Below are 23,491 nucleotides of genomic sequence, written 5' to 3'. Positions count from 1 at the left end.
CGTGGGTGGTTCCGTTTACCTGCAGAAGCAAAGCGTCCTGCACACGCTGATCAGCAGTCACTTCAACGACGTCAGTGTTCAGGTGTACGTGGTGGACAGCAGTCGGCGGCTGCTGTATCACGCCGACCACAATCGCATTGGCCAGGTGCTGGGCCCGGATACAGCGGTAGACGCGGTCCTGGGCGGGGGCAGGGGAGCCATGGAGAGCGTCGATGCCGAGGGTACCGCCATGCTGTCCGGCTACGCCTATGTGCCCGACAGTCGCTGGGGCGTGATTTGCGCACAATCGCGTGCCGCAACCCTTGAATCACTCGGTGCCCTCATGGGAAAGACGGCCATGGCGATCTTTCCCGTTTGTCTGATCGGTTTCACGATCATCTGCTGGGTGACGCAGCTGATCACCCGGCCATTGCGGCAACTCGCGGCTGCGGCGAGTCAACTAGATGCCGCCGACAGCCCCGAACAAATCAATTCGGTGCGCGCCTGGTACATCGAGGCCGCGCACATCCGCCGCGCCCTGTCGATGGGGGTGGTGCTGATGCAGGAAAAGCTCGGCCGCCTCAACCGCCAGGCGCAAAGTGACCCGATGACCGGCCTGGCCAATCGCCGGGCGATGGATGAGGCTCTGCGCGTGCTACAGCAAACGGGCACCCCGTTCTGCGCGATGGCGCTGGATATCGATCATTTCAAGAAGGTCAATGACACCTTTGGACATGACGCCGGGGATGTCGCGCTTCAAGCCATCGCCGATGTACTCAAGCGATGTTCGCGGGACGGCGACCTCCCATGCCGTACTGGCGGGGAGGAGTTCACGCTGTTGCTGCCGAACATGCCAAAAGCCAGTGCGATCGACGTTGCCGAGCGATTACGCGCCATGGTGGAAAACACCCGGATCGACCAGGTGGGAAGCGTCACGATATCCATAGGCGTGGCCAGTTGGATCGCGCAGGGTCCACCTGTATCCGTTGTACTGAAGCAAGCAGACGAGCTTCTTTATGAGGCCAAGAAAAAGGGAAGAAACCGGGTAGAGGCTTGAGTTTGTCGATGGGCAACCCTTGTAAGGGCGCCAAAACACAAGACTTCCGGCTGAAAAGCCGGATAATGGCGGCCAATTTGTTTAGCTCGCTATTCTGGTAATCCCGCATGGAAATCAAGGTCAATTTTCTCGACAACCTTCGACTTGAAGCCAAGTTCGACGACTTCACGGTGATCGCCGATCAACCCATCCGCTATAAGGGCGATGGCTCGGCACCGGGGCCGTTCGATTACTTCCTGGCTTCGTCGGCCTTGTGTGCGGCTTACTTTGTGAAGTTGTACTGCGAAACCCGCAACATTCCGACCGATAACATTCGTCTGTCCCAGAACAACATTGTCGATCCGGAAAACCGCTACAACCAGATTTTCAAGATTCAGGTCGAGTTGCCTGCCGATATCTCCGACAAGGACCGCCAGGGCATTTTGCGTTCCATCGACCGTTGCACGGTGAAGAAGGTGGTGCAAGCCGGTCCGGAGTTCGTGATCGAAGAGGTGGAAAACCTCGATGCCGATGCCCAGGCGCTGTTGATGCCGGGTGAGGCGGCAGAGGCGAGCACCTATATCGTGGGCAAGGACCTGCCGCTGGAGCAGACCATCGCCAATATGTCGGGCATTCTCTCGCGCCTGGGCATGAAGATTGAAATCGCGTCGTGGCGCAATATTGTGCCCAATGTCTGGTCGCTGCATATCCGCGATGCGCACTCGCCGATGTGTTTTACCAACGGCAAGGGCGCGACCAAGGAAAGCGCGTTGGCCTCGGCCCTGGGCGAGTTTATCGAACGGCTCAATTGCAACTTCTTCTACAACGATCAGTTCTGGGGCGAAGACATCGCCAACGCGCCGTTCGTGCATTACCCGGACGAGCGCTGGTTCCAGCCTGGCCGCAAAGATGAGCTGCCGGCGGAAATTCTCGACGCCTACTGCCTGAAGATCTACAACCGCGATGGCGAACTGCGTGGCTCGCATTTGTTCGACACCAACTCCGGCAATGAAGAGCGCGGCATCGTTTCGCTGCCGTTTGTGCGTCAGTCGGACGGCGAAGTGGTGTACTTCCCGTCCAACCTGATCGAAAACCTTTACCTCAGCAATGGCATGAGTGCCGGCAACACGCTGGCCGAAGCCCAGGTGCAGTGCCTGTCGGAAATCTTCGAGCGTGCGGTGAAGCGCGAAATCATCGAAGGTGAGTTCGCATTGCCGGATGTACCGGCCGAAGTGCTGGCGAAATACCCCGCGATTCTGGCGGGTATCCAGGCGCTGGAAGCGCAGGGCTTCCCGGTGCTGGTCAAGGATGCGTCCCTGGGCGGTGAGTTCCCGGTGATGTGCGTGACCTTGATGAACCCGCGCACCGGCGGTGTATTTGCCTCGTTCGGCGCGCACCCAAGCCTTGAAGTGGCGCTGGAGCGCAGCCTCACCGAATTGTTGCAGGGGCGCAGTTTTGAAGGCCTGAACGATTTGCCCCAGCCGACCTTTGAAGGTCACGCGGTCACCGAGCCGAATAACTTCGTCGAGCACTTTATCGACTCCAGCGGTGTGGTGTCGTGGCGCTTCTTCAGCTCCAAATCGGATTACGAATTCGTTGAATGGGACTTCTCGGGCCAGGGTGAAAACTCCAATGCCGAAGAAGCCGCGACCCTGTTCGGCATTCTCGAAGGCATGGGCAAGGAAGTGTACATGGCGGTGTATGAACACATCGGCGCAACCGCCTGCCGCATCCTCGTGCCGGACTACTCGGAAATCTATCCGGTGGACGACCTGATCTGGGACAACACCAACAAGGCACTGTTCTTCCGCGAAGATATCCTGAACCTGCATCGCCTGGACGAAGCCGGCCTGAAGGCGCTGGTCGAGCGTCTGGTAGAAAGTGAACTGGATGATTACACCGACATCACCACCTTGATCGGCATCGAATTCGATGACAACACGGCCTGGGGTCAATTGACCATCCTTGAGTTGAAGCTGCTGATCTGGCTCGCCTTGCAGCAATATGAAGAGGCGAAAGAGGCGGTGGAAATGTTCTTGCAGTACAACGACAACACGGTCGAGCGCGGGTTGTTTTACCAGGCGGTGAATGCGGTGCTGGAGATGGAACTGGACGAGGATCTGGAACTGGCGGACTACGAAGCCAATTTCCGCCGGATGTTTGGCAACGAACGCATGGACGCGGCGATCGGCTCGGTGAACGGCAGCGTGCGTTTCTTCGGCTTGACGCCTACGAGCATGAAACTGGAAGGGCTCGACAGGCACCTGCGCCTGATCGACAGCTACAAAAAGCTGCACGCGGCGCGGGCCCATGTGACGGGTTGATCCCCTGGACCTGTTGGAACCGACACACTGCTTTCGCCGGCAAGCCGGCGCCTACGGGGATCAGAAGCACTTGGGGGTCGATTCCTGACAAACCGTGAAGATCACTGACGCCGATAATCGGGTGAGTTCCTGACACCTTTGAAGCGGCGCGGAGATCGACGATGGCTAGCAGTGTTCCTGACGTGTCTGACCGGCCACTACCGCCGGTGCTGCGTATTGGTTTCTGGTTGATGGAAGCCTTCGATCTGTATGCCCTGGCCAACGCGCTGGAGCCACTGCGCCTGGCCAACCAGATGGCCGGGCGCAGTGTCTGCCAGTGGCAAATGCTGAGCCTGGGCGGGCAGTCACTGAGCGCCAGCAACGGCATCGCAACCGCCACTGCGCGATTGGATCAGGCACAAACCTTCGATGTACTGATCCTCTGCGGTGGCGACAGCCTGCATTTGCACCCAGACTTGCGTGCGCAGCTCAATCACTGGGCAACCCAACCGATCTGCCTGGGCGCATTGGGCGAAGCCGGCTGGCTGCTGGCGCAAATTGGCGCCCTGGAGGGTGTGCGCTGCAGCTTGCCGGAGCCCGCCACAGCGCTGACGTCTGCTGCTTTGAGCGAGTTGACGCCGGTGGCTGCGCCGTTCTGCGTCGACCGCCAACGCCTGACCTGCGTCGGCCCGCAGGCCGTTCAGGGATTGATGCACGAACTTCTCGCCCGGACCCACGGCCGTGGTCTGATACTGCGAATGGAAAAACATGCGGCACGCCAGGCCCGGCCGCTACTCCCCCTGAACGACGCTCCGGCAAAACTTCAAGCAACCCTGGCATTGATGAATGAGCATCTGCGCCGGACGCTGGGCATCGACGAGCTGGCCGGGTCCATGGGCATTTCACGCCGGCATCTGGAGCGCCTGTTCAAACGCAGCCTGGGTTGTTCGCCGTCCAGGCACTATCTGGACTTGCGGCTGCAACGGGCACGCCAGTTGTTGCGGGCCGGTGGACAGTCGCTGTCGGATGTCGCGACGGCGTGCGGATTCGTCTCGCTGCAACATTTCTTTCGCTGCTATCGCCAGTACTTCGGCGAACACCCTCGCGAACATATGGGCGCGCAGGCACAGAGTCAGCGGGCATCCCTGTTGAACGCACCTGCCTCATCGCGAGCAGGCTCACTCCCACACTGAATCCAGGACTACACAAAGGCCGGGGCCACTGAAGATCCCCTGTGGGAGCGAGCCTGCTCGCGATGAGGCCATCACAGCCAACATCAATACTGAGTTTTATTACCAATGCCTCCGCCAAGCCGGGGGCATTTTTGTTTCTGGCGGGGGCGTGGGGAGCACTTTCGCAAACAGCGGATGTGACCAACTACAGGTCGGATTCGCACAAAAAACCACACTGGGCATCTGTTCGAATGATCTTCAGCGGCCCGCCAGATGGGCGCCATCTGTAGCTCAAACAATGACAAGGATAAATGACATGCAAATGCCGAAAACCATCCAGATCAAGAACGGCGAGAGAACCAACCCGACGTTCTCGGCCCAGGAATATGCCAACCGCCAGGCCAAGTTGCGGGCTTATCTGGCGCAGAACAATATCGACGCGGCCGTCTTCACGTCCTATCACAACATCAACTACTACAGCGATTTCCTGTACTGCTCTTTCGGGCGCCAGTATGCGCTGGTCGTGACCCAGGACAGCGCCGTGACCATCAGCGCCAACATCGATGGCGGTCAGCCTTGGCGCCGCACGGTCGGCACGGAAAACATCGTCTACACCGACTGGCAGCGCGACAACTATTTCGTCGCGATCCAGCAGGCCTTGCCCAAGGCCGGACGCATCGGCATCGAGTTCGATCATCTGAATCTGCTCAATCGCGACAAGCTTGCCAGCCGCTATCCGCAGGTGGATCTGGTGGACATCGCCGCACCGTGCATGCGCATGCGCATGATCAAGTCCGCCGAGGAGCACGCGATCATTCGCCAGGGTGCACGGATAGCGGACATCGGCGGCGCAGCCGTCGTCGAAGCCTTGCGCGATCAGGTGCCGGAATACGAAGTGGCCCTGCACGCCACCCAGGCCATGGTGCGCGAAATTGCCCGCACCTTCCCGGATTCCGAACTGATGGATACCTGGACCTGGTTCCAGTCCGGTATCAACACCGACGGTGCACATAACCCGGTGACCTCGCGCAAGGTCAACAAGGGCGACATCCTCAGCCTCAATTGCTTCCCGATGATCGCCGGTTACTACACAGCACTGGAACGTACGTTGTTCCTGGACCACTGCTCCGATGAACATCTGCGCCTGTGGGAAGTGAACGTCAAAGTGCACGAGGCCGGCCTGAAACTGATCAAGCCGGGCATGCGCTGCTGCGATATCGCGCTGCAACTGAACGAGATTTTCCTGGAACACGATCTGCTGCAATACCGCACCTTCGGCTACGGCCACTCGTTTGGGACGCTGAGCCATTACTACGGTCGCGAAGCCGGGCTGGAACTGCGCGAAGACATCGACACCGTGCTGGAACCGGGGATGGTGGTGTCGATCGAACCGATGATCATGCTGCCCGAAGGCCTTCCGGGTGCGGGCGGGTATCGTGAGCACGACATCCTGATCGTCAACGAACAGGGCGGGGAAAACATCACGAAGTTCCCGTACGGCCCGGAACACAACATCATCAAAAAGTAAGGCAGTAGCGCTTTTGTGGCGAGGGAGCTCGCTCCCTCGCCACAAAGCGCGCAGCATCTACTGAACCTTAACCCTGCCAAGTAAAACAATAGAGGGTTTTGTCATGTTCTACGTCCTGACTTTTCATTTCGCCAACCGCACCTCTCACACCGGAGGTGCCCAATGAGCACCCAAAGCGCAAGCCTGACGCCGACCCTGGCGCAGAAACTCGAACAGACCGCCGAGCGCAAGGCCCTTCGGCGCGCAGCCAGTGCCAGCTTCATGGGCAATTTCGTCGAGTGGTTCGACTATGCAGCCTACGGCTACCTGGCAACCGTGATCGCGTTGACGTTCTTTCCGCAAACCGACAAGGCAACTGCGCTGCTGGCGACCTTTGCCGTGTTCGCGCTGTCGTTTATCGTCCGCCCGCTGGGGGGACTGGTCTGGGGGCACTTCGGTGACAAGTACGGGCGGCGCAGTGCGCTGTCCTGGTCGATTCTGATCATGTCGGTCTCGACCTTTTGTATCGGTGTCCTGCCGACCTACAACCATATCGGCCTGTGGGCACCCGCCTTGTTGCTGCTGATCCGCCTGTTCCAGGGCTTCTCTGCTTCAGGGGAGTACGCCGGCGCATCGGCCTTTCTCGCCGAGTACGCTCCCGAGGGCAAACGCGGTTTGTACACCAGCATTGTCCCGGCGAGCACGGCGGCAGGCTTGCTGTTCGGCGCGGTGTTTGTCGCCGGGCTGCACGCCTGGATGAGTGTCGAGGACCTGCACAGTTGGGGCTGGCGGTTACCCTTTCTGCTGGCGGCACCGTTCGGGCTGGTGGGGCGTTATATCCGCATGAGTCTGCAAGACACGCCCAAGTTCCTGGAGATGGAAAAACGCCTTGAGGCGAAGGAGTGCGCAAGCCACGCTCCGGTTCGCGAACTGCTGACCGTGCACCGACGCAGCGTGATGATCGGGATCGGTGCGACCTGCTTGAATGCCGTGGCGTTTTACCTGTTGCTCAGCTACATGCCGACCTACCTGTCCACCGAAATGGGCATGAACGAGCGTGATTCGTTCCTGGCGTCGACGGTGTCGCTGGCGACCTACATCGGGCTGATTTTCCTGATGGGCAAACTGTCGGACCGCTTTGGGCGCAAGACCATGCTGGTGATCGCTTCGGTCTTGTTCCTGGCGCTGACCTTTCCCTTGTTCGGGATGCTGGAGAACCAGCCGCTGATCGTGATTCTGATGATCCAGATCGCGTTCGGCGCCATTTTGGCGATGAACGACGGCACCTTGCCATGCTTCCTTGCCGAGATATTCCCCACCCGCGTGCGCTTCAGTGGCTTTGCCTTCAGCTTCAACATTGCCAACGCAGTGTTCGGTGGCACCGCACCGTTTATTGCCACCTGGCTGATTCAACTGACCGGCAACAAAATGGCCCCGGCCTGGTATCTGTTGGCGGCCGCGGCGGTGGCGCTGGTTGCCATGCTGGCGAGTCGGGAGACGGCGCATAAGGCATTGCAGGACTGACCTTCTTTCGGTGATTTCACGGACGCCTTCGCGAGCAGGCTCGCTCCCACAGTTGGCCGAGTTGTCCATGCGGACGCGGTTCAATGTGGGAGCGAGCCTGCTCGCGAAGAGGCCAGTCCGGCCAACATCAATATTGAATCAATGTATGGCAGCCACCTGCTTGCGCTCCCCCATGGGCGATACACCAAAGAAGCGGCTGTAGCATTTGGAGAAGTGCGCCGGGGAAACGAAGCCGCAGGCGAGGGCGATATCACGCACCTGCGATTCGCTGCGCAGTAACAATTGTCGCGCCCGCGCAAGGCGCAATTCCAGGTAGTACTGACTCGGCGTGCGCTGCAGGTGCTTGTGAAACAGGCGCTCCAGTTGACGTACCGACACCTCGTTCAACCGCGCGAGTTCCTCAAGGCCCACCGGCTCCTCGAGATTGGCTTCCATGATCGCCACCATCTGGCTGAGCTTGGGCTGCGAGGTGCCCAGCTTTTGCCGCAATGGCACACGCTGTTGCTCCTGCGCCCCCCGGATTCGATCACACAACAGCAACTCGGCCGTGTGGGCGGCGATGTCCCGGCCACCGGGTTCGCGTGCGATCAACTGCAAGGTCATGTCCATGGACGCCACGCCACCGGAACAGGTGTAGCGATCACGGTCCAGCTCGAACAGCTGGTTGGAAATGATGATCCCCGGGAACCGTTCCTTCAGGGCCTCGATGTCTTCCCAGTGAATCGTGCAGCGATAGCCCTTGAGCAGGTCGGCGCGGGCCAATAAGTGGCTGCCGGTGCAGATCCCGCCCAACGGCACCTGATCGTGTGCCAGTTTGCGTAGCCAATTGAGCAATGGTCGAGTGCTGTGATTGGAGACGATCGGGTTTGAGCCGACAACGAACAGCATGTCGAGCTTCGGTGCATCGGTGATGCTGTGGTCGGGCAGGATGCGCATGCCGTTGCTGGCCGTGACCGGGTCCAGGCTGGCGGCAATGATGACCGTGCGGAATATCGGTTTGCGCGCGGCCAGATTGGCCATGCGCAGCGTTTCCACCGCGGAGGCGAAACCGATGGTGGTGAAGTTGGGGATGACCAGGAAACCCACGGTTTTCACCGGCCGTTGTTCATTCGCCGAACGTCCTGCGGCGGGTTTCGCCACCTGGAGTTTCGCCATGGTTACCGCTCCTCAACTGCATCAGTGACGTGCGCTGCGGCGAGCTGCCGACAGGGACAACGTCATCTCGTTTTTGTGATTGTCAGCCCTGTTCGGGAGGTTCTGGATTTTACACCCTGTGTCCAGGGAGGGATTAACAAAAAAACCGGCCAGCTCCGTGGTGCAGAGTGGCCGGAAAGAGGTGATCGGGATGGTGAAACCCTGTAGGAGCGAGCTTGCTCGCGATGGTCATGAACGATAACGCGTAAAACCATATAACCAACGGTGTCCTTGGTTTTTTCGCGAGCAAGCTCGCTCCTACAGGGATCGTGTTTTCAAGCGTTTTCGGTTTGAGCCATTCCAACGGTTCGAGCCGTCGGCTTCCTGGCGTTGAAGAGGGCGCCGATACAGACGATCGACAGGGTCAGCGCCCCCGTCGCAATCACCTCCATGCGGTGCTGCGGCAAAATCAGCATGACTACCAGGATGCTCAGGATGCAGGCAATCACCAGGTAGCTCAGCCAGGGGAACAGCCACATCTTGAAGGCGATCGGTTGTCCCGAAGCATTCATCTTCTTGCGCAGTACCAGTTGCGAAACGGCAATCACCAGATAGACCAGCAGCGCAACGGCCCCGGAGCTGGCCAGCAGGAAGGAGAACACTTCATTGGGCGCAAAGTAATTGAGTGCCGTGGTCAGGAAGCCGACCGCTGTACTGGCCATCACCGCAACATAAGGCACCCCTGAAGATGAGGTTTTCTGGAGCAGTCGAGGGCCATCCCCGCGCTTGCTCAAGGAGTAGACCATGCGCGACGCCGTATAGATGGCTGAGTTGAGGCAACTGGCGACCGCAATCAGCACGACGATATCCACGATCATTTTGGCGTGCGGGATGTTCATCAACTCAAGCGCTCTCTGGTAGGAGCCGACTTCCATGAGCATGGGGTCGTTCCAGGGCACGATGGAGATGATGAGGAACACCGAGACGATATAGAAAATGCCCATTCGCCAGACCACGGAGTTGGTGGCGCGGGTGATCTGTTTGGATGGATTCTGCGATTCGGCTGCGGCGATGGTGACGATTTCCGTGCCCATGAAGCTGAACACCGTGGTGAGCATCGCACCGATGACGGCACTCATGCCGTTGGGCATGAAGCCACCGAACTCATGGCTCAATTGAACGACCCCGCTCACCGTCGTCTGCGGCAGTGCGCCCGCCAGTGCCAGCGCACCCAGGGCGATGAACCCCAGTACCGCGATGACCTTGAGCATGGCGAACCAGAATTCGAACTCGCCGTAGCGGGCGACACTGAACAGGTTGGTCAATGTCAGCAGACCGGTGACCGCTATCGCAAACTCCCAGGTTTGAATGGCGGGAAACCAGGCGTGCAGGATGGCGGCAGCGGCGATGGCTTCAATGGGAATGACCAGCACCCAGAACCACCAGTACAGCCAGCCGATGGTAAATCCGGCGCTGCGCCCCATCGCCCGCTCGGCGTAGGTCGAAAAGGATCCCGTGTCCGGCGATGCTACGGCCATCTCTCCCAGCATGCGCATGACCAGCACCACCAACGTGCCGGAAAAAATGTACGCCAGGATGGCGGCGGGTCCCGCCGAAGCAATGGCGTGGCCTGAACCGATGAACAAGCCGGCGCCAATGGCACCGGCAATGGACAACATGGTGACGTGACGCTGCTTGAGGCCTGGGGCCAAGGTTGAGCTGCTGGACATGAGACTTACCCTTATTATTTTACTTGGGAGGGTTACGGCGGGTCATGCACGTTGTAGGAGCGAGCTTGCTCGCGATGGACTTATGGACGACACGGGCTGTCTGATTCCCCGCGTTATCGTTGACGTCCATCGCGAGCAGGCTCGCTCCCACAGGGGTACTCAATCAAAAGCCTCGCGCACGGCGGCGCTGATGCCCGAGACACACACCTCGAGAATCAGCTCGCCTTTTTCGCGACTGGAGCCTTTGGGGGATGACAGTGTTCCGCAGGCCGGCGTGCGCTCCGGGATGATCGGGAACACGTCGTAGGGCGGGAAGGTGGCGGGTGGGTGGTCAACGGCACGGCTCAGATCGACCTTGTCGGGGTGCAGGGCCAACATCAGTGACGTTTCGAAAATACCGCCGTGTTCGATGTCCCAGCCGAGGAAACCGTCGGGGTACAGCTTTGCAATGACGGCCGGATCGTTGACGAAGTCCCAATAGGACAGCACGACGACCTTGAAGTCAGTGATGCCACCGTAGCGAAGCTCCCGAAGGGCCAGGTCGATGCCCTCGACAATGAACATCGAGTTTTCAAAGTGACCGTTCATCATCACCAGTTTGCGGGCGCCATGGCGTGCAAGTTCCCGGATGATGTCCTGCACGGTCCGGGTCAGCGTGGCGCCATCGAGGCTGGTGGTGCCAGGAAAGTGATTGCCGCCGCCTGATTTCTGCTGCGACTTGTAGCCATAGGCCAGGGCAGGCAACACCAGGCCGCTGACCTGTTGCGCGACTGCCTTGCAGATCGCGGTGGGCAGCAGGACATCGACCTCCATGCACATGTGATGTCAATGCTGCTCCAGTGCTCCCACGGGCAGGAAGACAGGGCAGCCAGTGGCGACCTTCTCTGCGTACTCCGGCCAGGTGAGTTCTCCAATTACGACGCTGCTGTTCATCTACAGACCCTTGGAAAGTGATTGATCGCTTGGTGGTTTTGGCCGCCGCCCCGGATTACAGGAATCAAAGGCGCCGCATGGAGCAATTCGATCAGAGGGGGAGGGCTCCAACTTGTCTAAATCCGACCCGTAAATGACAAATCACCCTCTGTTTTGTCATATATGTCCGATTATCGGATATGGGTATGCCGCTTTTGATGGGGGAGAGGGTCGGTTCTGACAAAGTCCAGGTCGGGCGCGCACAAAAACGGGTGATGGCGAACTGCTGCAATGCATTCAGCCAGCGAATGTTGTGTGTGGTTGGCAGCCAACGCAGGCAGGGGACACTTTCATCACCCAGGGCGAGACAATAATGAAAAATCGCATCGACCTTTCACGCCGTACCTTCCTCAAGACCACCGGCATCCTGGCTGGCACCGCCGCACTTTCCGGCTTGCTACCTTCGAGAAGCTTTGCCGCCGCGGAAAAGGAACTGGTCATCCTCGCCTGGGCCGGGCACGCAGAACCGGACATCGTTGCCGATTTCGAGCGTCAGTACGGGGTCAAGGTCCGGGCCAAGTACTACACCGGAGGGGACAACATGCTGGGGCTGATCTCGCAGTCGCCGCCCGGCACCTTCGACCTGATCCTGTCCGACGCCGAGTATGTCCAGCAACTCAATGCCGCCGAATACATCGAGCCACTCGACCCCGCGGACTACCCCTTCGATGACTTCTACCCGGAGTTCCAGCATTTCCCTGGCCACTGGCAGGGCGACAAGCTCTATTCGGTGCTGATCCGCTTTGGCTTCCTCGGCATCGCCTACAACACCCAACTGGTTCCCCAAGCCAAGGTGCAAAGCTATGACGTGTTCTGGGACGAGAGCCTCAAGGGCAAGGTAGGACACTTCGACTGGCACCTGCCGAACCTCGGTCAGATCAGTTTGATGAACGGCAATGCGCGTCCCTATGACATCGATGCCGCGCACTGGCAAGCGGTGCAGCAGAAGATGATGAGCCTGCGCCCGCAGATCGGCGGTTTCTTCGATTACGGTGGCACCTTTTCTTCGCTCAAGAACGGTCAGATCCATGCCATGTGCGGCATCGGCGACTGGATCACCGGTGTCTTGCAACGCGCCGGCGCACCGGTGAAAACCGTGTTGCCGAAGGAGGGCGGGTTGCAATGGACAGAGTCTTACTGCATCGCCCGTAAAGCGCACAGCCCGGAGCTGGCGAAGAAGTTCATCCAATACATCACTTCGCCGGAGGGCCAGGTCAAGTCGGCGAAGATGGCTGCGTATCCAGCGCTCATTCCCAACAAGAAAGGCTGGGAACTGCTCAACCGTACAGACCCCGCCGAAGCACAGCGCCAGGGCATGGTACTTGGGCAGCGCAACGTCATGGACGACATCCGCGATGGCCGGATCAAATACCGCGAACTGCCGGTCCGCCAGAGCCTGGATGAGTGGAACGACTTCTGGTCGCAATACAAGGGTGCCTGATGGAACGCGCGGAGGGGGTCGCCATGATTTCAGACAAGTTGAAGACTTCACCGTCGGTACTTTCCGATAACGCCGGTGCCAAAACGCCGCGCGGTATCCGGAGGGGATGGCGCTTGCCCGGGTTTGGCCTCTGTGTCTCGATGCCGATCCTGGCCTGGCAGTTGATTTTCTTCGTATTGCCACTGGTGTTTCTGGTGGCCATCAGTTTTTGGCTGGTACGCAACTTCCGGATGGTGCCGGCGTTGGAGTGGCAGAACTGGAGCTACATGTTCAGCCGGGGCTTCTTTTGGGATGCCTATGTCCATACCCTGGCCATGGCGGCGGGCGCCACGGTGCTGGTCAGCCTGGTGGCCTTTCCCTGCGCTTATACGATCGCCTTCAAGTTCCGTGACTCGACCAGGCAGTTGCTGGTGTTGCTGCTGGTCACACCGTTCTTCACCAGCTACCTGGTGCGTACCTATTCATGGCAGGTTTTCCTCAGCGACAACGGCATCTTCAATGCCGCGCTGGGCCTGGTCGGCCTGGAGCCGTTTACCATGCTGAACACGGCGTTCGGCACCTATGTCGGCTACTTCACGCTGTGCCTGCCCTTGGTGGTGTTGTTGCAACTGTTCAGCCTGATGTACATCGATCGCTCGTTGATCGAAGCCGCACACAACCTCGGCTGTGGTCGGCTGCGAACGGTATTTAGCGTGGTGGTGCCGTCGGCACGGATCGGCATCGTGGTCGCGGCACTGTTCTGCTTCATCCTGACGTTCGGCGACTTTGTCAGCCCGCTCTATCTGGGCGGTGGCCAGCCGCCGACCTTGAGTACGTTGATCACGGACACCACCAAATCCGGCCAGCAGTGGCCACGGGCGGCGGTGATCGCCACGATGATGATTGTGACGTTGCTCATCGGTGCCTTTGGCGCGGTGCGCTTCGCTTACCGGAGGCGCGCATGAACGAGCATCGGTTGATCAATTTCCTGCTGCGCAGCTTTGTCGTCCTGGTGTTCATCTTCATCTTCATGCCCATTGCCGGCAGCTTCGTGTTCTCGTTCAACATCGACCGTTTCCCGTCCTTGCCCCTGGGCGGTTTCAGCCTGCACTGGTACGAGACGATTGCCGCCGACCCGGCGGTCTGGCAGGCCTTCCGCAACAGCCTTACGGTGGGCCTGGTCGTGTCGCTGGTCTCGACCCTGCTCGGGTTTACTGCCGCCTATACGGACTTCCGGTATCAGTTCTTCGGCAAGTCGATCTACATGGCGCTCGCGCTACTGCCGCCCACCATTCCCGTGGTGATCATGGGGCTGGCCATGCTGGCGTTCCTGTCGCGGGTCGGGCTTTCCGGCGAAATATATGCCGTGATGATCAGCCACATCGTGATGTGCGCACCGTTCGCCATGGCGGTCATCCGGATGCGCCTGGCGCAGATGGACCCGAACATCGAGGCCGCCGCCTGGAACCTGGGGGCTGATCAATGGAAAGCCATGCGTCATGTGATCCTGCCCTTTACGGCACCCAGCATTTTCGCCGCGCTGTTCGTGACCATGGCCGTGTCCTTCGATGAATTCGCCGTCGCCTGGTTCGTGTCGGGACTGAACGAGACGGTGCCCGTGCGGATCCTCAATACCTTGCAAGGGCAGGTGAGCCCGACCATCAACGCCATCGGCACGATCGTATTTATCACGACCATGACGCTGGTGATCCTCGCGCAACTGCTGCTGATGCGGCGGCGCAAGCCCGCAAACACCTGATACCACCCTGACCATCACCCAGACACAAAGGATTCAGCCATGACTCAACCACTGGTGGTATTCGATAACGTGGTCAAGCATTTCGGCAGTTACCAGGCCGTCGAGCGTATGAACCTGGAGATCTACAAAGGCGAGTTCGTCGCGATCATGGGATCGAGCGGCTGCGGCAAAACCACGACGCTGCGCATGCTCGCGGGGCTGGATAAACCCAGCGAAGGGGAAATTCGTCTTAACGGTGAGCGCATTAATGACCTGCGCTCCTGGGAACGGGACACGCCGCTGGTCTGGCAGAACCTGGCACTGTTTCCGTTTTTGAACGTACTGGAAAACGTCGAATTCGGCCTGCGCATGAGGGGGATGGCCAAGGCCGAGCGTCGCAAGAAGGCGCTTGAGTGGCTTGAGCGACTGGGGCTGGAGGAGTTCGCCACACGCGATATCAGCCTGCTCTCCGGCGGTCAGCGCCAACGTGTGGCGTTGGCGCGCTCATTGGTCACCGAACCGCCGATCCTGTTGCTCGACGAACCTCTGAGCGCGCTCGATGCGCACCTGAGCGTGCGCATGCAAGGCGTGCTGACCGGTCTGCAAAAAGACCTGGGCATCACCTTTGTCTACGTCACCCACAGTCAATCCGAAGCCTTTGCCATGGCCGATCGTGTGGTGATCATGAGCCGAGGCCGGGTCGAGCAGATTGGCTCGCCGCAAGCGGTGTTCCTCGAACCGCACAACCGCTTCGTCGCGGAGTTCGTGGGCGGCAAGAACATCCTGAGCGGCACGGTCGTGGGCTTTGACGATGGAGGACTGGTTCGCATCGATTCGCCGCATGGCGGATTCCTGGCGCGACTGCCGGAGGGTAAAACGGTGGTCCCCGCCGAACGAGTGACAGTCTGTATCAGCGCCGAGCATATCGAGCTGACCGCGCAGCCTGTGCGACGCAACCGGTTGAGCTGCACGGTCGTGGGTGAAGAGTTCATCGGCTCGATGGTTAACCTCTATCTCGAAACCAAAGATGGGCTCGAGCTGCAGGTGCAGAAACTGCAGGCCGACTACCAGTTGCTTGGCGTGCACTGCGGGCAACAGATCTTCGCCGAGTGGGACGGTGCGCATGCGCTGATTTTGCGCGGGGACTGACCTTGTCGAATCGACTTCCGTTGATCAGTCACTCCAATACCGACTGACCGCGCCATGCAAACCCTGGACGGGGTCATGCTCGGGAAACGGCAGCTTGAGAATATTCGCCAGTTGCTCTGGACTGGGTGCCTTGCGACAGATGTCGGGATGCTGGCCCGGCGGGTAAGCACCCACAACCAGAAAGTCATCGCTGGATTCCACATTGCAGTGACCCGTGCCCGCGGGTAACAGCAAGACATCGCCAGCGCTGACTTCCAACACCCGGCCATCCGGGCCTCCCAGCATCACGCGAGCGAAGCCGCTGGCCACGCCCAGCACTTCATGGCCATGGGTGTGATAATGGTGGTAGTCGTAAACCCCGTAACGCCATTGCGGCGGCCAGCCATTGTCGGTGAAGGTTTTCTCGATCAGGTCCGCCGGGTCGTTCTGTTGAACGGCAATGGCCTTGATGTAAATGAGCACCGGTAAGCGCGGGTTATTGGGCACCCATCCGTTGCGTTCGAGCAGCAGGGTTTGCACGGGAGCATCCACAGCTTGCGACCTGACCATGAAAAATCCTCCGTTATCGAGCATCGCCTTGAAGGCAGCGTTATGAAAGCGTCACCCAGAGTGGACATTCGATGTCGCTCAGTCGTTCAGGAGAATGTCCGTTACTTTTCCGGGTGGCTGGAGCTCAATCAGGAGTGCCACGTTTTTACACGTTTGTGAATTTACTACCCAGTTTCCTGGCCGAAAACGGTGCGTTTTTGAGCGAACACTTTATTGGAATCCAAATTGGCGCCAATATTGATTGGGTTTTTGTGAAATTGGTCTGATCCTTGCTCTGTGTCTTGCTCAACCTATTTGAGGGCAGGGCATGAGTCAGCATTTCCCGTGTATCGAACTGAGTGGCGGGCCATTTGCCCGAGGCGTGCAATACGGCAAAGCCTGCCCACAAATCATTGCTCGCAGCATTGAAATCTACGGTCAGCAACTGCTGGACATGGGTTATGACTGGGCCGGTATCAAGCGATTGGTCAATCAATTCATTCCCAATATCGAAGCGTTCGAGCCACAGTACCTGGAAGAGATGCGGGGCATCGCCGAAGGCTCCGGTCACGACTTCGAGGCCATTGTGATGATCAATGCCCGTACCGAGATCATTCATCTGGGGCGGCGCTCGATGCAGGACAAACCGGAACTGGATGGCTGCACCGGCGCCATCGTCCTTCCAGGCGCCACCGCGAACAATGAAGTCCTGCACGGCCAGAACTGGGACTGGCGCATGGAGTGTGCGGAGACGGGCGTGGTCCTGCACATCCGTCGTGATGACGGCCCGGATGTGCTGACATTCACCGAAGCCGGTGGGCTGGCCCGCGCAGGCATGAACTCCATCGGCACGGCGATCACGGGTAACAACCTGGAATCGGATCGCGACTATCAAGTGCTTGGCGTGCCATTGCCGCTTATCCGCCGCAAGGCGCTGGACGCCAACCATTTCGCCCTATCGATGAAAGCGGTGGCGGTGACACCAAAATCCGGTTCGAACAACATGATGCTCAGTCATGCCGCCGGGTTTGCCATCAACTACGAATGCGCACCTGATGAAGTGTTTCCGCTGTTCGAAGTCGACGATCTACTGGTGCACGCCAACCATTGGCGCAGCGCAGTGGCGCAGATCAAATTGAAGAACACCGGCATCGGTGGTGCACCCGAAAGCTTTTATCGCGATATCCGTGTCGAGAAACTGCTCAAGTCATTTCATGGCAGCTTGACGCTGGAACACCTCAAAAGCGCGTTCTTCGATGATTTCGGCAAGCCATTTGCCGTCTGCCGGCCACCCCGTCCGAGCTCGAGTGGCGAGGACAATCTGTCCGCTACCGTGGCGATGATATTGATGCGGCCGGCCAGTGGCTTCATGGAAATTGCCTCCTTGCCGGCAATCAACCGTACATTCGGGCAGTACCGTCTCGAGATGGAATCCGATTACGCACGGTATGCCACCTGGTAAACATTGATCGGTTGCCAGCCTGAGCCCTGCTCGATTGAGGGCCGTATCAACATCGAGGAGCCCACATGTTTCGTTTGATCATTCAGCGTCTGGCCATGGCGGTCCCGACGTTATTGCTGATATCCATTGCAGTCTTCGCAATGATCCGGTTGATACCCGGTGACCCGGCGCTCCTGATGCTGGGCGACATGGCTGACCCCGCCAGTCTGGTCAAGATGCGGCAGTCCCTCGGGCTGGATCAACCGGTGATCGCGCAGTACCTGATCTGGCTCAAGGCAGTGTTCCAGGGTGATCTGGGCTTTTCGATCACCAGTCATGAGGCCGTTTTGCCGCTGGTACTTGAGCGCTTCAGCGTCAGTGTGACCATCGTTTTGACGGCGGTCGCGCTGGCGGCGGTGATTGCTGTGCCTCTCGGCATGCTGGCGGCGTGGAAACAGGACACGCTGGTTGATTTGGGACTGGTGACGACCGCGACGTTGCTACTGTCGATCCCCGGTTTCTGGATGGGCCTGTTGCTGCTGTATGTGTTTGGCCTGGAACTGGGCTGGTTGCCGGTGGTGGGGTATGTACCGTTTTCGGCGGATTTTGGCAAAGCGCTGGCCTACATCATCTTGCCCGTGGCAACGCTGGTGTTGCATGAAAGCGGCGTGATTATCCGGATGCAGAGGGCCAGCTCGATCGAAGTCCTGCGCCTGGACTACATCGCGCATGCACGGGCCAAGGGGTTGTCGGAGCGCGCGGTGCTTTGGCGCCATACATTGCGCAATGCCTTTGCACCCACCTGGACACTGATCGGCCTGATCCTCGGCAACTTGCTGGGCGGGATCGCTGTCATCGAGACGGTGTTCACCATTCCCGGCATCGGGCGCCTGATGGTCGACTCCATTTATGCCCGTGATTACCCCGTACTGCAGGGCTGCCTGTTGCTCATTACGTTCGTCTACGTGTTGGTCAACCTGCTCGTAGATTTGATGTATCCGCTGTTCGATCCTCGGGTGAAAGCATGAAGACATTAAGCGAAATTGCCGCACCGCCAGGCGCTGTATCGAAGGCTACGGGGCACAAGCGTCCGCTCGCGTTCAACGCGCTGATCGGTGGCAGCCTGCTGGGGGTGCTGGTGCTGCTCGCGGTGGCCGGTATCGTCTGGACGCCGTATGACCCGCTGCGCCTGGACCTGGCCAACCGATTCATGGCGCCGTCCTGGCCACACCTTCTGGGCACTGATGAGTTCGGCCGCGATGTCTTCAGCCGCATCATCATCGGTGCCCGCACCAGCCTGTGGATCAGCCTGCTGACGGTGATCCTGGCCATCAGCATCGGCACACTGTTCGGTCTGCTCGCCGGTTACCTGCGTGGCTGGACGGACCGCCTGTTGATGATGGTGAACGATGCGTTGCTGGCATTCCCCGGGATGTTGCTGGCCCTGGGGTTGCTCGCCATTGTGGGCGCCAGTCAGTACGGCATCGTGCTGGCGCTGGGCCTGGCCTACATCCCCACCGTGGTTCGGGTGGTGCGCAGCACGGTGTTGTCCTTGCGTGAACGAGAGTTCATCGAAGCCTCCAGGGTCATTGGCAATGGTGAGCTGTACACCATGTGGCGGCATATCGCGCCGAACTGCGTGGCACCGTTGATTGTCCTCGCCACCAGCATGTTTGGCTGGGCGATTCTGTCGGAGAGCGCCTTGAGCTTTCTCGGGTTGGGCGTTCCTCCGCCTGCCGCCACCTGGGGAAACATGCTGGCCTCCAGCCGGCCGCATCTGGTCACGGCACCCTGGTTGGGTTTCTTCCCTGGCCTGATGATTTCCATTGCCCTGATCGGCATCAATCTTTTCGGTGACGCCCTGCGTGATCGCCTTGACCCTCGGATGAGTCGCTAATGGATACCGTCAAGCCTTTGCTTCGCGTCAGTAATCTTTGCATTCAAGTGGGAACCGAGGGTTCGCTTGCGGTTGACCACCTCAGCTTCGACATGGCACCCGGCGAGATCGTGGCGCTGGTGGGTGAGTCCGGCAGCGGAAAGACCATGGCGGCACGTGCTGTCATCGGGCTGTTGCCGCCGCCGATGCGCGTCGCATCCGGTCGTATCGAGTTTGCCGATACCGACCTGTGCACCTTGCCTTACGATCAGTTGCGTGATGTCCGCGGCGCGAAGATCGGGATGGTGTTTCAGGAGCCGATGGTCTCGCTCAACCCGACATTGACCATCGGCCAACAGATGGCGGAAGGGTTGCGCCTGCACACCGACCTGGATGAAAAAACCATTCTTGCCCGTTCGTTGGAGATGCTGCGCCGGATCGGCATGGATGATCCGCAACGTTGTTTGAACGCTTTTCCTCACGAGTTCTCCGGTGGCATGCGACAGCGCATCATGCTGGCTTCGGTCATGTTGTTGCGCCCGGCGCTGTTGATCGCCGACGAGCCAACCACGGCCCTCGACACCCTGGCCCAGGCTGACGTCATCGAACTGATGCTCGAACTGACGAGGGAGGAGGGCACCGCGATCCTGTTCATCAGTCATGACTTATCGCTGGTGGTGCGCCATGCCCATAAAGTCGTGGTGATGCGCAGCGGCAAGGCGATCGAAAGCGGCCCGACCGAACAGATCCTGCTGGGCCCCAAGGCTGAATATACCCGGCAACTGCTCGAAGCCCTGCCTACACGAGGCAACCTGGACAGCGCATCGTTGGCCGCGCCTTTGGTCGACATGCGTAACATCACCATCGAACACCCGGGGCGCCAGGGGTTCCTGTGGCGCGGTAAAGCCAAACGTGCGGTGGATGGGGTCAGTCTGCAGATCGCCGCGGGTGAAACCCTGGCGCTGGTCGGTGGCAGCGGTTCGGGTAAAACCACCCTTGGCCGTTCGGTTGTCGGGTTGGTCAATCCGATTGCCGGCGAGATCTTTTTCGATGGCGTCGACATCCTCAAGAGCGCCAACCGCGAGCATCGATTGCAATGCCAGATGATCTTTCAGGACCCGGTATCGTCCCTCGATCCGCGTGCCCGAATTTCGGAAATCCTCGCTGAACCGCTGCGCCATGTACCGGGCCTCAGTCGCGAACAGCGGGCCGAACGGGTGCGCACCATTTTGCAGGATGTCGGGCTGGACCCGCTCTTCGCCGACCGCTTCCCCCATCAGCTTTCCGGTGGTCAACGGCAACGGGTGGCGATTGGCCGGGCGCTGATTCGTCACCCCAAGCTGGTCATCGCCGACGAACCGATTTCCGCCCTCGACATGACCATTCAAAAGCAAATCCTGGCGTTGTTCGAGCGGCTGCAAAAGCAGTACGGCTTTGCCTGTCTGTTCATCTCCCATGACCTGGCAGCGGTGGAGCGAATTGCCCATCGCGTGGCGGTCATGCAGCAAGGTCGAGTGGTCGAGATTGGCACCACCGCCCAAGTGTTCGACCACCCGCAACACGCCTTCACTCATCGACTGCTGGCTGCCGCCAATCCGTTGGTGCGGCTGGCCGATGGGCGTTATCAATTACGCAGCAGTGCTGCGGTGTGAAGGATTTTTTAAAGCCGCCACACCGGTGGCGGTATCAACCCGTTGCAGCTCTATCAAGGACTCGCTTATGAATCGCTTTTTAGTAAACGCTTTGACGCTGAGCATGATGACCATGGTCGGTTGCGGTATCGCCCAGGCGCAAACCCTGCGTCTGGCGATGAACTCCGATATTCGCAGCCTGGACCCGGGGGTCAATCGTGACGACCGTTCCGATGCGGTGGTGCTGCACATGACCGAAGGGTTGGTGGCCTATGGGGAGAAGGGCGAAGTCAAACCATTGCTGGCACAGAAGATCGATGTTTCTGCGGATGGCCTGACCTACACATTCACCTTACGCCAGGGTGTGAAGTTCCATAACGGTGAGCTAATGACCGCCGCCGACGTGCTCTGGAGCTGGAACCGGGACATGGACCCCAAGACACAGTGGCGTTGCCTTCCGGAGTTTGATGGCAGCGGCTTGACCAAGGTGACCAGGGTAACGGCACCGGATGACCATACCGTGGTGATGGAACTGGAAAAGCCCAGCGGCATGTTCCTCGCCACGCTGGCGCGGACCGACTGCGGCGGCACCGCGGTACTGAACAAAGCCTCGGTCAATGCCCAGGGTGAGTTCCTGGCACCGATCGGCACGGGTCCTTATCAGTTGAGCGAGTGGAAGCGTGGGCAGTACGTCACGCTGAGCAAATTCGCTGATTATCAATCCTTGCCCGGCCCGCGCGACGGCTATACCGGCGGCAAGAATGCGCTGACCCATGAAGTACGGTTTGTGATTATTCCCGATCAGGCAACAGTCAAGGCGGCGCTCTTTTCGGGCGACCTGGACCTGGCTGAAGTCACCGAAACCGACCTGCCCGAAATCAAGACCCACGCATCGCTCAAGGTTTCGACAGATCCCAGCGCGACCATGAACGTGCTGATGTTCCAAACCCGGGATCCGTTGCTCAAGGACAAGCGAATCCGTCAGGCCATTGCCGCCGCCATCGATGTCAAGCAACTGGTCGCGACGACGAGCAATGGCTTCGGTGTGCCCAATAACTCGATCATCAGCGTGGCCTCCAACTATTACGGCCCGAGCGAACAACGCGGCTTCACCTACGACCCGCAGAAGGCAACGCGACTGCTCCAGGAGGCGGGCTATCGCGGTCAGCCCCTGACGATCGTCGCCAACAAGCGTTCGATGGTGCCCAGTTATGACCTGGCAATCATTGCCCAGGCGATGCTGCAAGCGGTCGGTATCAACGCGCAGGTCGAGGTCATGGAGTGGGGGACCCAGCTTGAGCGTTACCAGGCCGGACGTTATCAAGCGATGTCCTTTACCTATTCTGCACGCTTCGATCCGGCGCTGAGTTTTGAGCAGGTGACGGGTAACAAGGACAAGGAGTCGCGCAAGGTCTGGGAAGACCCTGTGGCGATGGAGCTGCTGGCCCAGGCACAGAAGGAAGGTGACGTCGCCAAGCGCCAGTCAATCTTCGATCAACTGCATGAGCGCTTCATCGATCAAGTGCCGATGATCGTCATGTACAACGGCCTGGACATCGTTGCACTGAATCAGAACGTAGAAGGCTACGACGCCTGGATCGGGCAGAAGCCACGTCTGTGGGGCGTCAGCATCAAGCCTTGAAACTCAGGGCTCCAGTGGGGTTTGACGGATGTGCGCCGCGATCAGTCGCTTGAGTTGTTCGCGGTCACCGTTACGCAGGAGCTCAAGGATCTGGAAATGTTCGCGGCTCGACTGCTCGGCGCGCAGATGCGTACGCCAGGTGCCACCGGGAGACGATGGGGGACGGCTGCGAATTTCTTCAATGAACTCGATCATGACCCGGTTGGTGCACATGTCATAGATCCCGCGATGAAATTCGAGATTGGCGCTGTAGCACTCTTGCATCGTGCCTTCGTTGACCAGGCGGCTGAAGCGTTGCGCGATGACGTCCAGCGCCTGCAGACGTTCTTCGGTGACGACCATTTGATCGACCGCTGCACATTCGAGTGCGATGCGAACTTCGCGGGTATCCGACACCTGGGTCAAGTCAGGCGTGTGGACGTAATAACCCCGATTGGGGATGTGTTCGACCATGTTTTTGAGGACCAACTGGTCCAGCGCACGACGGATGTCCAGTCGGGTACAGCCGTAGCGGTGTTCGAGATCGATCTGCTTGAGCCAGCTGCCGGTCGGAAGAATACCGGCATTGATGTCATTTGAAATCAGCAGCACCAATTGGCTGCGATCAGTCGTTTTTTTGTTCAAGGGTGACTTCCACAAAACCTGGAAAGTGGGTGTTCGAGTCGCAACCGTGCATGACCCTGGCCCGCTGTATCTACCAATAATGGCA

General features: G+C 59.2%; 18 protein-coding genes and 1 pseudogene. 14 read left to right on the top strand and 5 right to left on the bottom strand.

Annotation, left to right across the window (positions count from 1 at the left end):
* Window positions 1-199 precede the first annotated feature (199 nt).
* The 5 genes from BJ917_RS01970 (at window position 200) to BJ917_RS01950 (ending at window position 7,521) form a co-directional block, all read left to right on the top strand.
* On the top strand, window positions 200-1,036 hold the full coding sequence (locus BJ917_RS01970; protein ID WP_372237699.1) for a GGDEF domain-containing protein: 837 nt from the start codon (window positions 200-202) through the stop codon (window positions 1,034-1,036).
* Between the two features lie 107 nt (window positions 1,037-1,143).
* Complete coding sequence (locus BJ917_RS01965; RefSeq protein ID WP_121101444.1) at window positions 1,144-3,339, top strand: OsmC domain/YcaO domain-containing protein; 2,196 nt, start codon at window positions 1,144-1,146, stop codon at window positions 3,337-3,339.
* A gap of 161 nt (window positions 3,340-3,500) precedes the next feature.
* The gene (locus BJ917_RS01960) at window positions 3,501-4,511 is read left to right on the top strand and encodes a GlxA family transcriptional regulator (protein ID WP_121101441.1); all 1,011 of its coding nucleotides are present in this window, start codon (window positions 3,501-3,503) and stop codon (window positions 4,509-4,511) included.
* A gap of 295 nt (window positions 4,512-4,806) precedes the next feature.
* A complete protein-coding gene (locus BJ917_RS01955) occupies window positions 4,807-6,018 on the top strand; it encodes a M24 family metallopeptidase (protein ID WP_096511448.1) in 1,212 nt (403 codons plus the stop codon).
* Window positions 6,019-6,180: 162 nt separating this feature from the next.
* Entirely contained in the window at window positions 6,181-7,521 is a 1,341-nt protein-coding gene (locus tag BJ917_RS01950) for an MFS transporter (RefSeq protein ID WP_096511450.1), read from the top strand.
* 138 nt (window positions 7,522-7,659) lie between these two features.
* On the opposite strand, the gene BJ917_RS01945 is transcribed toward BJ917_RS01950, so the two are convergent.
* The 3 genes and pseudogenes from BJ917_RS01945 to BJ917_RS01930 all read right to left on the bottom strand — a co-directional run bounded on the left by BJ917_RS01945 (window position 7,660) and on the right by BJ917_RS01930 (window position 11,318).
* Complete coding sequence (locus BJ917_RS01945) at window positions 7,660-8,676, bottom strand: GlxA family transcriptional regulator (protein ID WP_096511452.1); 1,017 nt, start codon at window positions 8,674-8,676, stop codon at window positions 7,660-7,662.
* Window positions 8,677-8,990: 314 nt separating this feature from the next.
* Window positions 8,991-10,385 (bottom strand): GABA permease, encoded by a 1,395-nt coding sequence (gene gabP / locus BJ917_RS01935; protein ID WP_121101438.1) that lies wholly within the window; start codon window positions 10,383-10,385, stop codon window positions 8,991-8,993.
* Between the two features lie 159 nt (window positions 10,386-10,544).
* Window positions 10,545-11,318 (bottom strand): annotated as a pseudogene (locus tag BJ917_RS01930) (creatininase).
* Between the two features lie 352 nt (window positions 11,319-11,670).
* On the opposite strand from BJ917_RS01930, the gene BJ917_RS01925 reads away from it, so the two are divergent.
* From BJ917_RS01925 to BJ917_RS01910, 4 genes are read left to right on the top strand one after another with little or no spacing between them, the layout of a single operon-like run.
* Entirely contained in the window at window positions 11,671-12,798 is a 1,128-nt protein-coding gene (locus BJ917_RS01925; protein WP_121101435.1) for an extracellular solute-binding protein, read from the top strand.
* A gap of 23 nt (window positions 12,799-12,821) precedes the next feature.
* Window positions 12,822-13,742 carry an ABC transporter permease gene (locus BJ917_RS01920; RefSeq protein ID WP_177435558.1) on the top strand — a complete coding sequence of 307 codons (921 nt, stop codon included), beginning with the start codon at window positions 12,822-12,824 and terminating at the stop codon, window positions 13,740-13,742.
* Window positions 13,739-14,536, top strand: a complete 798-nt coding sequence (locus BJ917_RS01915) for an ABC transporter permease (protein ID WP_121101432.1) — start codon at window positions 13,739-13,741, stop codon at window positions 14,534-14,536. Before BJ917_RS01920 ends, BJ917_RS01915 begins: the two co-directional genes overlap by 4 nt.
* Before the next feature lie 39 nt (window positions 14,537-14,575).
* On the top strand, window positions 14,576-15,664 hold the full coding sequence (locus BJ917_RS01910) for an ABC transporter ATP-binding protein (RefSeq protein ID WP_096511462.1): 1,089 nt from the start codon (window positions 14,576-14,578) through the stop codon (window positions 15,662-15,664).
* Window positions 15,665-15,688: 24 nt separating this feature from the next.
* On the opposite strand, the gene BJ917_RS01905 is transcribed toward BJ917_RS01910, so the two are convergent.
* Window positions 15,689-16,213, bottom strand: a complete 525-nt coding sequence (locus BJ917_RS01905; protein ID WP_121101429.1) for a cupin — start codon at window positions 16,211-16,213, stop codon at window positions 15,689-15,691.
* A 307-nt stretch (window positions 16,214-16,520) separates the two neighbouring features.
* Here BJ917_RS01905 and BJ917_RS01900 point away from each other — a divergent pair, with 307 nt between their 5' ends.
* From BJ917_RS01900 to BJ917_RS01880, 5 genes are all read left to right on the top strand, one after another.
* Complete coding sequence (locus BJ917_RS01900) at window positions 16,521-17,654, top strand: C45 family peptidase (protein ID WP_121101426.1); 1,134 nt, start codon at window positions 16,521-16,523, stop codon at window positions 17,652-17,654.
* A 65-nt stretch (window positions 17,655-17,719) separates the two neighbouring features.
* Complete coding sequence (locus BJ917_RS01895; protein WP_096511468.1) at window positions 17,720-18,661, top strand: ABC transporter permease; 942 nt, start codon at window positions 17,720-17,722, stop codon at window positions 18,659-18,661.
* On the top strand, window positions 18,658-19,530 hold the full coding sequence (locus BJ917_RS01890) for an ABC transporter permease (RefSeq protein ID WP_096511470.1): 873 nt from the start codon (window positions 18,658-18,660) through the stop codon (window positions 19,528-19,530). Before BJ917_RS01895 ends, BJ917_RS01890 begins: the two co-directional genes overlap by 4 nt.
* Complete coding sequence (locus BJ917_RS01885; RefSeq protein WP_121101423.1) at window positions 19,530-21,161, top strand: ABC transporter ATP-binding protein; 1,632 nt, start codon at window positions 19,530-19,532, stop codon at window positions 21,159-21,161. The genes BJ917_RS01890 and BJ917_RS01885 overlap by 1 nt, the downstream gene beginning before the upstream one ends.
* 67 nt (window positions 21,162-21,228) lie before the next feature.
* Window positions 21,229-22,782, top strand: coding sequence for an ABC transporter substrate-binding protein (locus tag BJ917_RS01880; protein ID WP_121101420.1), 1,554 nt, complete (start codon window positions 21,229-21,231; stop codon window positions 22,780-22,782).
* Between the two features lie 3 nt (window positions 22,783-22,785).
* On the opposite strand, the gene BJ917_RS01875 is transcribed toward BJ917_RS01880, so the two are convergent.
* Window positions 22,786-23,406 carry a GntR family transcriptional regulator gene (locus tag BJ917_RS01875; protein ID WP_246218899.1) on the bottom strand — a complete coding sequence of 207 codons (621 nt, stop codon included), beginning with the start codon at window positions 23,404-23,406 and terminating at the stop codon, window positions 22,786-22,788.
* Window positions 23,407-23,491: the final 85 nt, after the last annotated feature.

The organism is Pseudomonas sp. WPR_5_2, assembly GCF_003634475.1.
GTDB lineage: Bacteria > Pseudomonadota > Gammaproteobacteria > Pseudomonadales > Pseudomonadaceae > Aquipseudomonas > Aquipseudomonas izuensis.
This window is presented reverse-complemented; position numbering and strand designations above follow the sequence as displayed.

Excerpts from the sequence above, each read along its gene's own strand:
- BJ917_RS01915 (WP_121101432.1), top strand. The coding sequence starts at position 13,739 with ATGAACGAGCATCGGTTGATCAATTTCCTGCTGCGCAGCTTTGTCGTC.
- BJ917_RS01885 (WP_121101423.1), top strand. The coding sequence starts at position 19,530 with ATGGATACCGTCAAGCCTTTGCTTCGCGTCAGTAATCTTTGCATTCAA.
- BJ917_RS01925 (WP_121101435.1), top strand. The coding sequence starts at position 11,671 with ATGAAAAATCGCATCGACCTTTCACGCCGTACCTTCCTCAAGACCACC.
- gabP (WP_121101438.1), bottom strand. The coding sequence starts at position 10,385 with ATGTCCAGCAGCTCAACCTTGGCCCCAGGCCTCAAGCAGCGTCACGTC.
- BJ917_RS01970 (WP_372237699.1), top strand. The coding sequence starts at position 200 with ATGGAGAGCGTCGATGCCGAGGGTACCGCCATGCTGTCCGGCTACGCC.
- BJ917_RS01895 (WP_096511468.1), top strand. The coding sequence starts at position 17,720 with ATGTTTCGTTTGATCATTCAGCGTCTGGCCATGGCGGTCCCGACGTTA.
- BJ917_RS01950 (WP_096511450.1), top strand. The coding sequence starts at position 6,181 with ATGAGCACCCAAAGCGCAAGCCTGACGCCGACCCTGGCGCAGAAACTC.
- BJ917_RS01960 (WP_121101441.1), top strand. The coding sequence starts at position 3,501 with ATGGCTAGCAGTGTTCCTGACGTGTCTGACCGGCCACTACCGCCGGTG.
- BJ917_RS01910 (WP_096511462.1), top strand. The coding sequence starts at position 14,576 with ATGACTCAACCACTGGTGGTATTCGATAACGTGGTCAAGCATTTCGGC.
- BJ917_RS01920 (WP_177435558.1), top strand. The coding sequence starts at position 12,822 with ATGATTTCAGACAAGTTGAAGACTTCACCGTCGGTACTTTCCGATAAC.
- BJ917_RS01965 (WP_121101444.1), top strand. The coding sequence starts at position 1,144 with ATGGAAATCAAGGTCAATTTTCTCGACAACCTTCGACTTGAAGCCAAG.
- BJ917_RS01880 (WP_121101420.1), top strand. The coding sequence starts at position 21,229 with ATGAATCGCTTTTTAGTAAACGCTTTGACGCTGAGCATGATGACCATG.
- BJ917_RS01900 (WP_121101426.1), top strand. The coding sequence starts at position 16,521 with ATGAGTCAGCATTTCCCGTGTATCGAACTGAGTGGCGGGCCATTTGCC.
- BJ917_RS01905 (WP_121101429.1), bottom strand. The coding sequence starts at position 16,213 with ATGGTCAGGTCGCAAGCTGTGGATGCTCCCGTGCAAACCCTGCTGCTC.
- BJ917_RS01890 (WP_096511470.1), top strand. The coding sequence starts at position 18,658 with ATGAAGACATTAAGCGAAATTGCCGCACCGCCAGGCGCTGTATCGAAG.
- BJ917_RS01955 (WP_096511448.1), top strand. The coding sequence starts at position 4,807 with ATGCAAATGCCGAAAACCATCCAGATCAAGAACGGCGAGAGAACCAAC.
- BJ917_RS01945 (WP_096511452.1), bottom strand. The coding sequence starts at position 8,676 with ATGGCGAAACTCCAGGTGGCGAAACCCGCCGCAGGACGTTCGGCGAAT.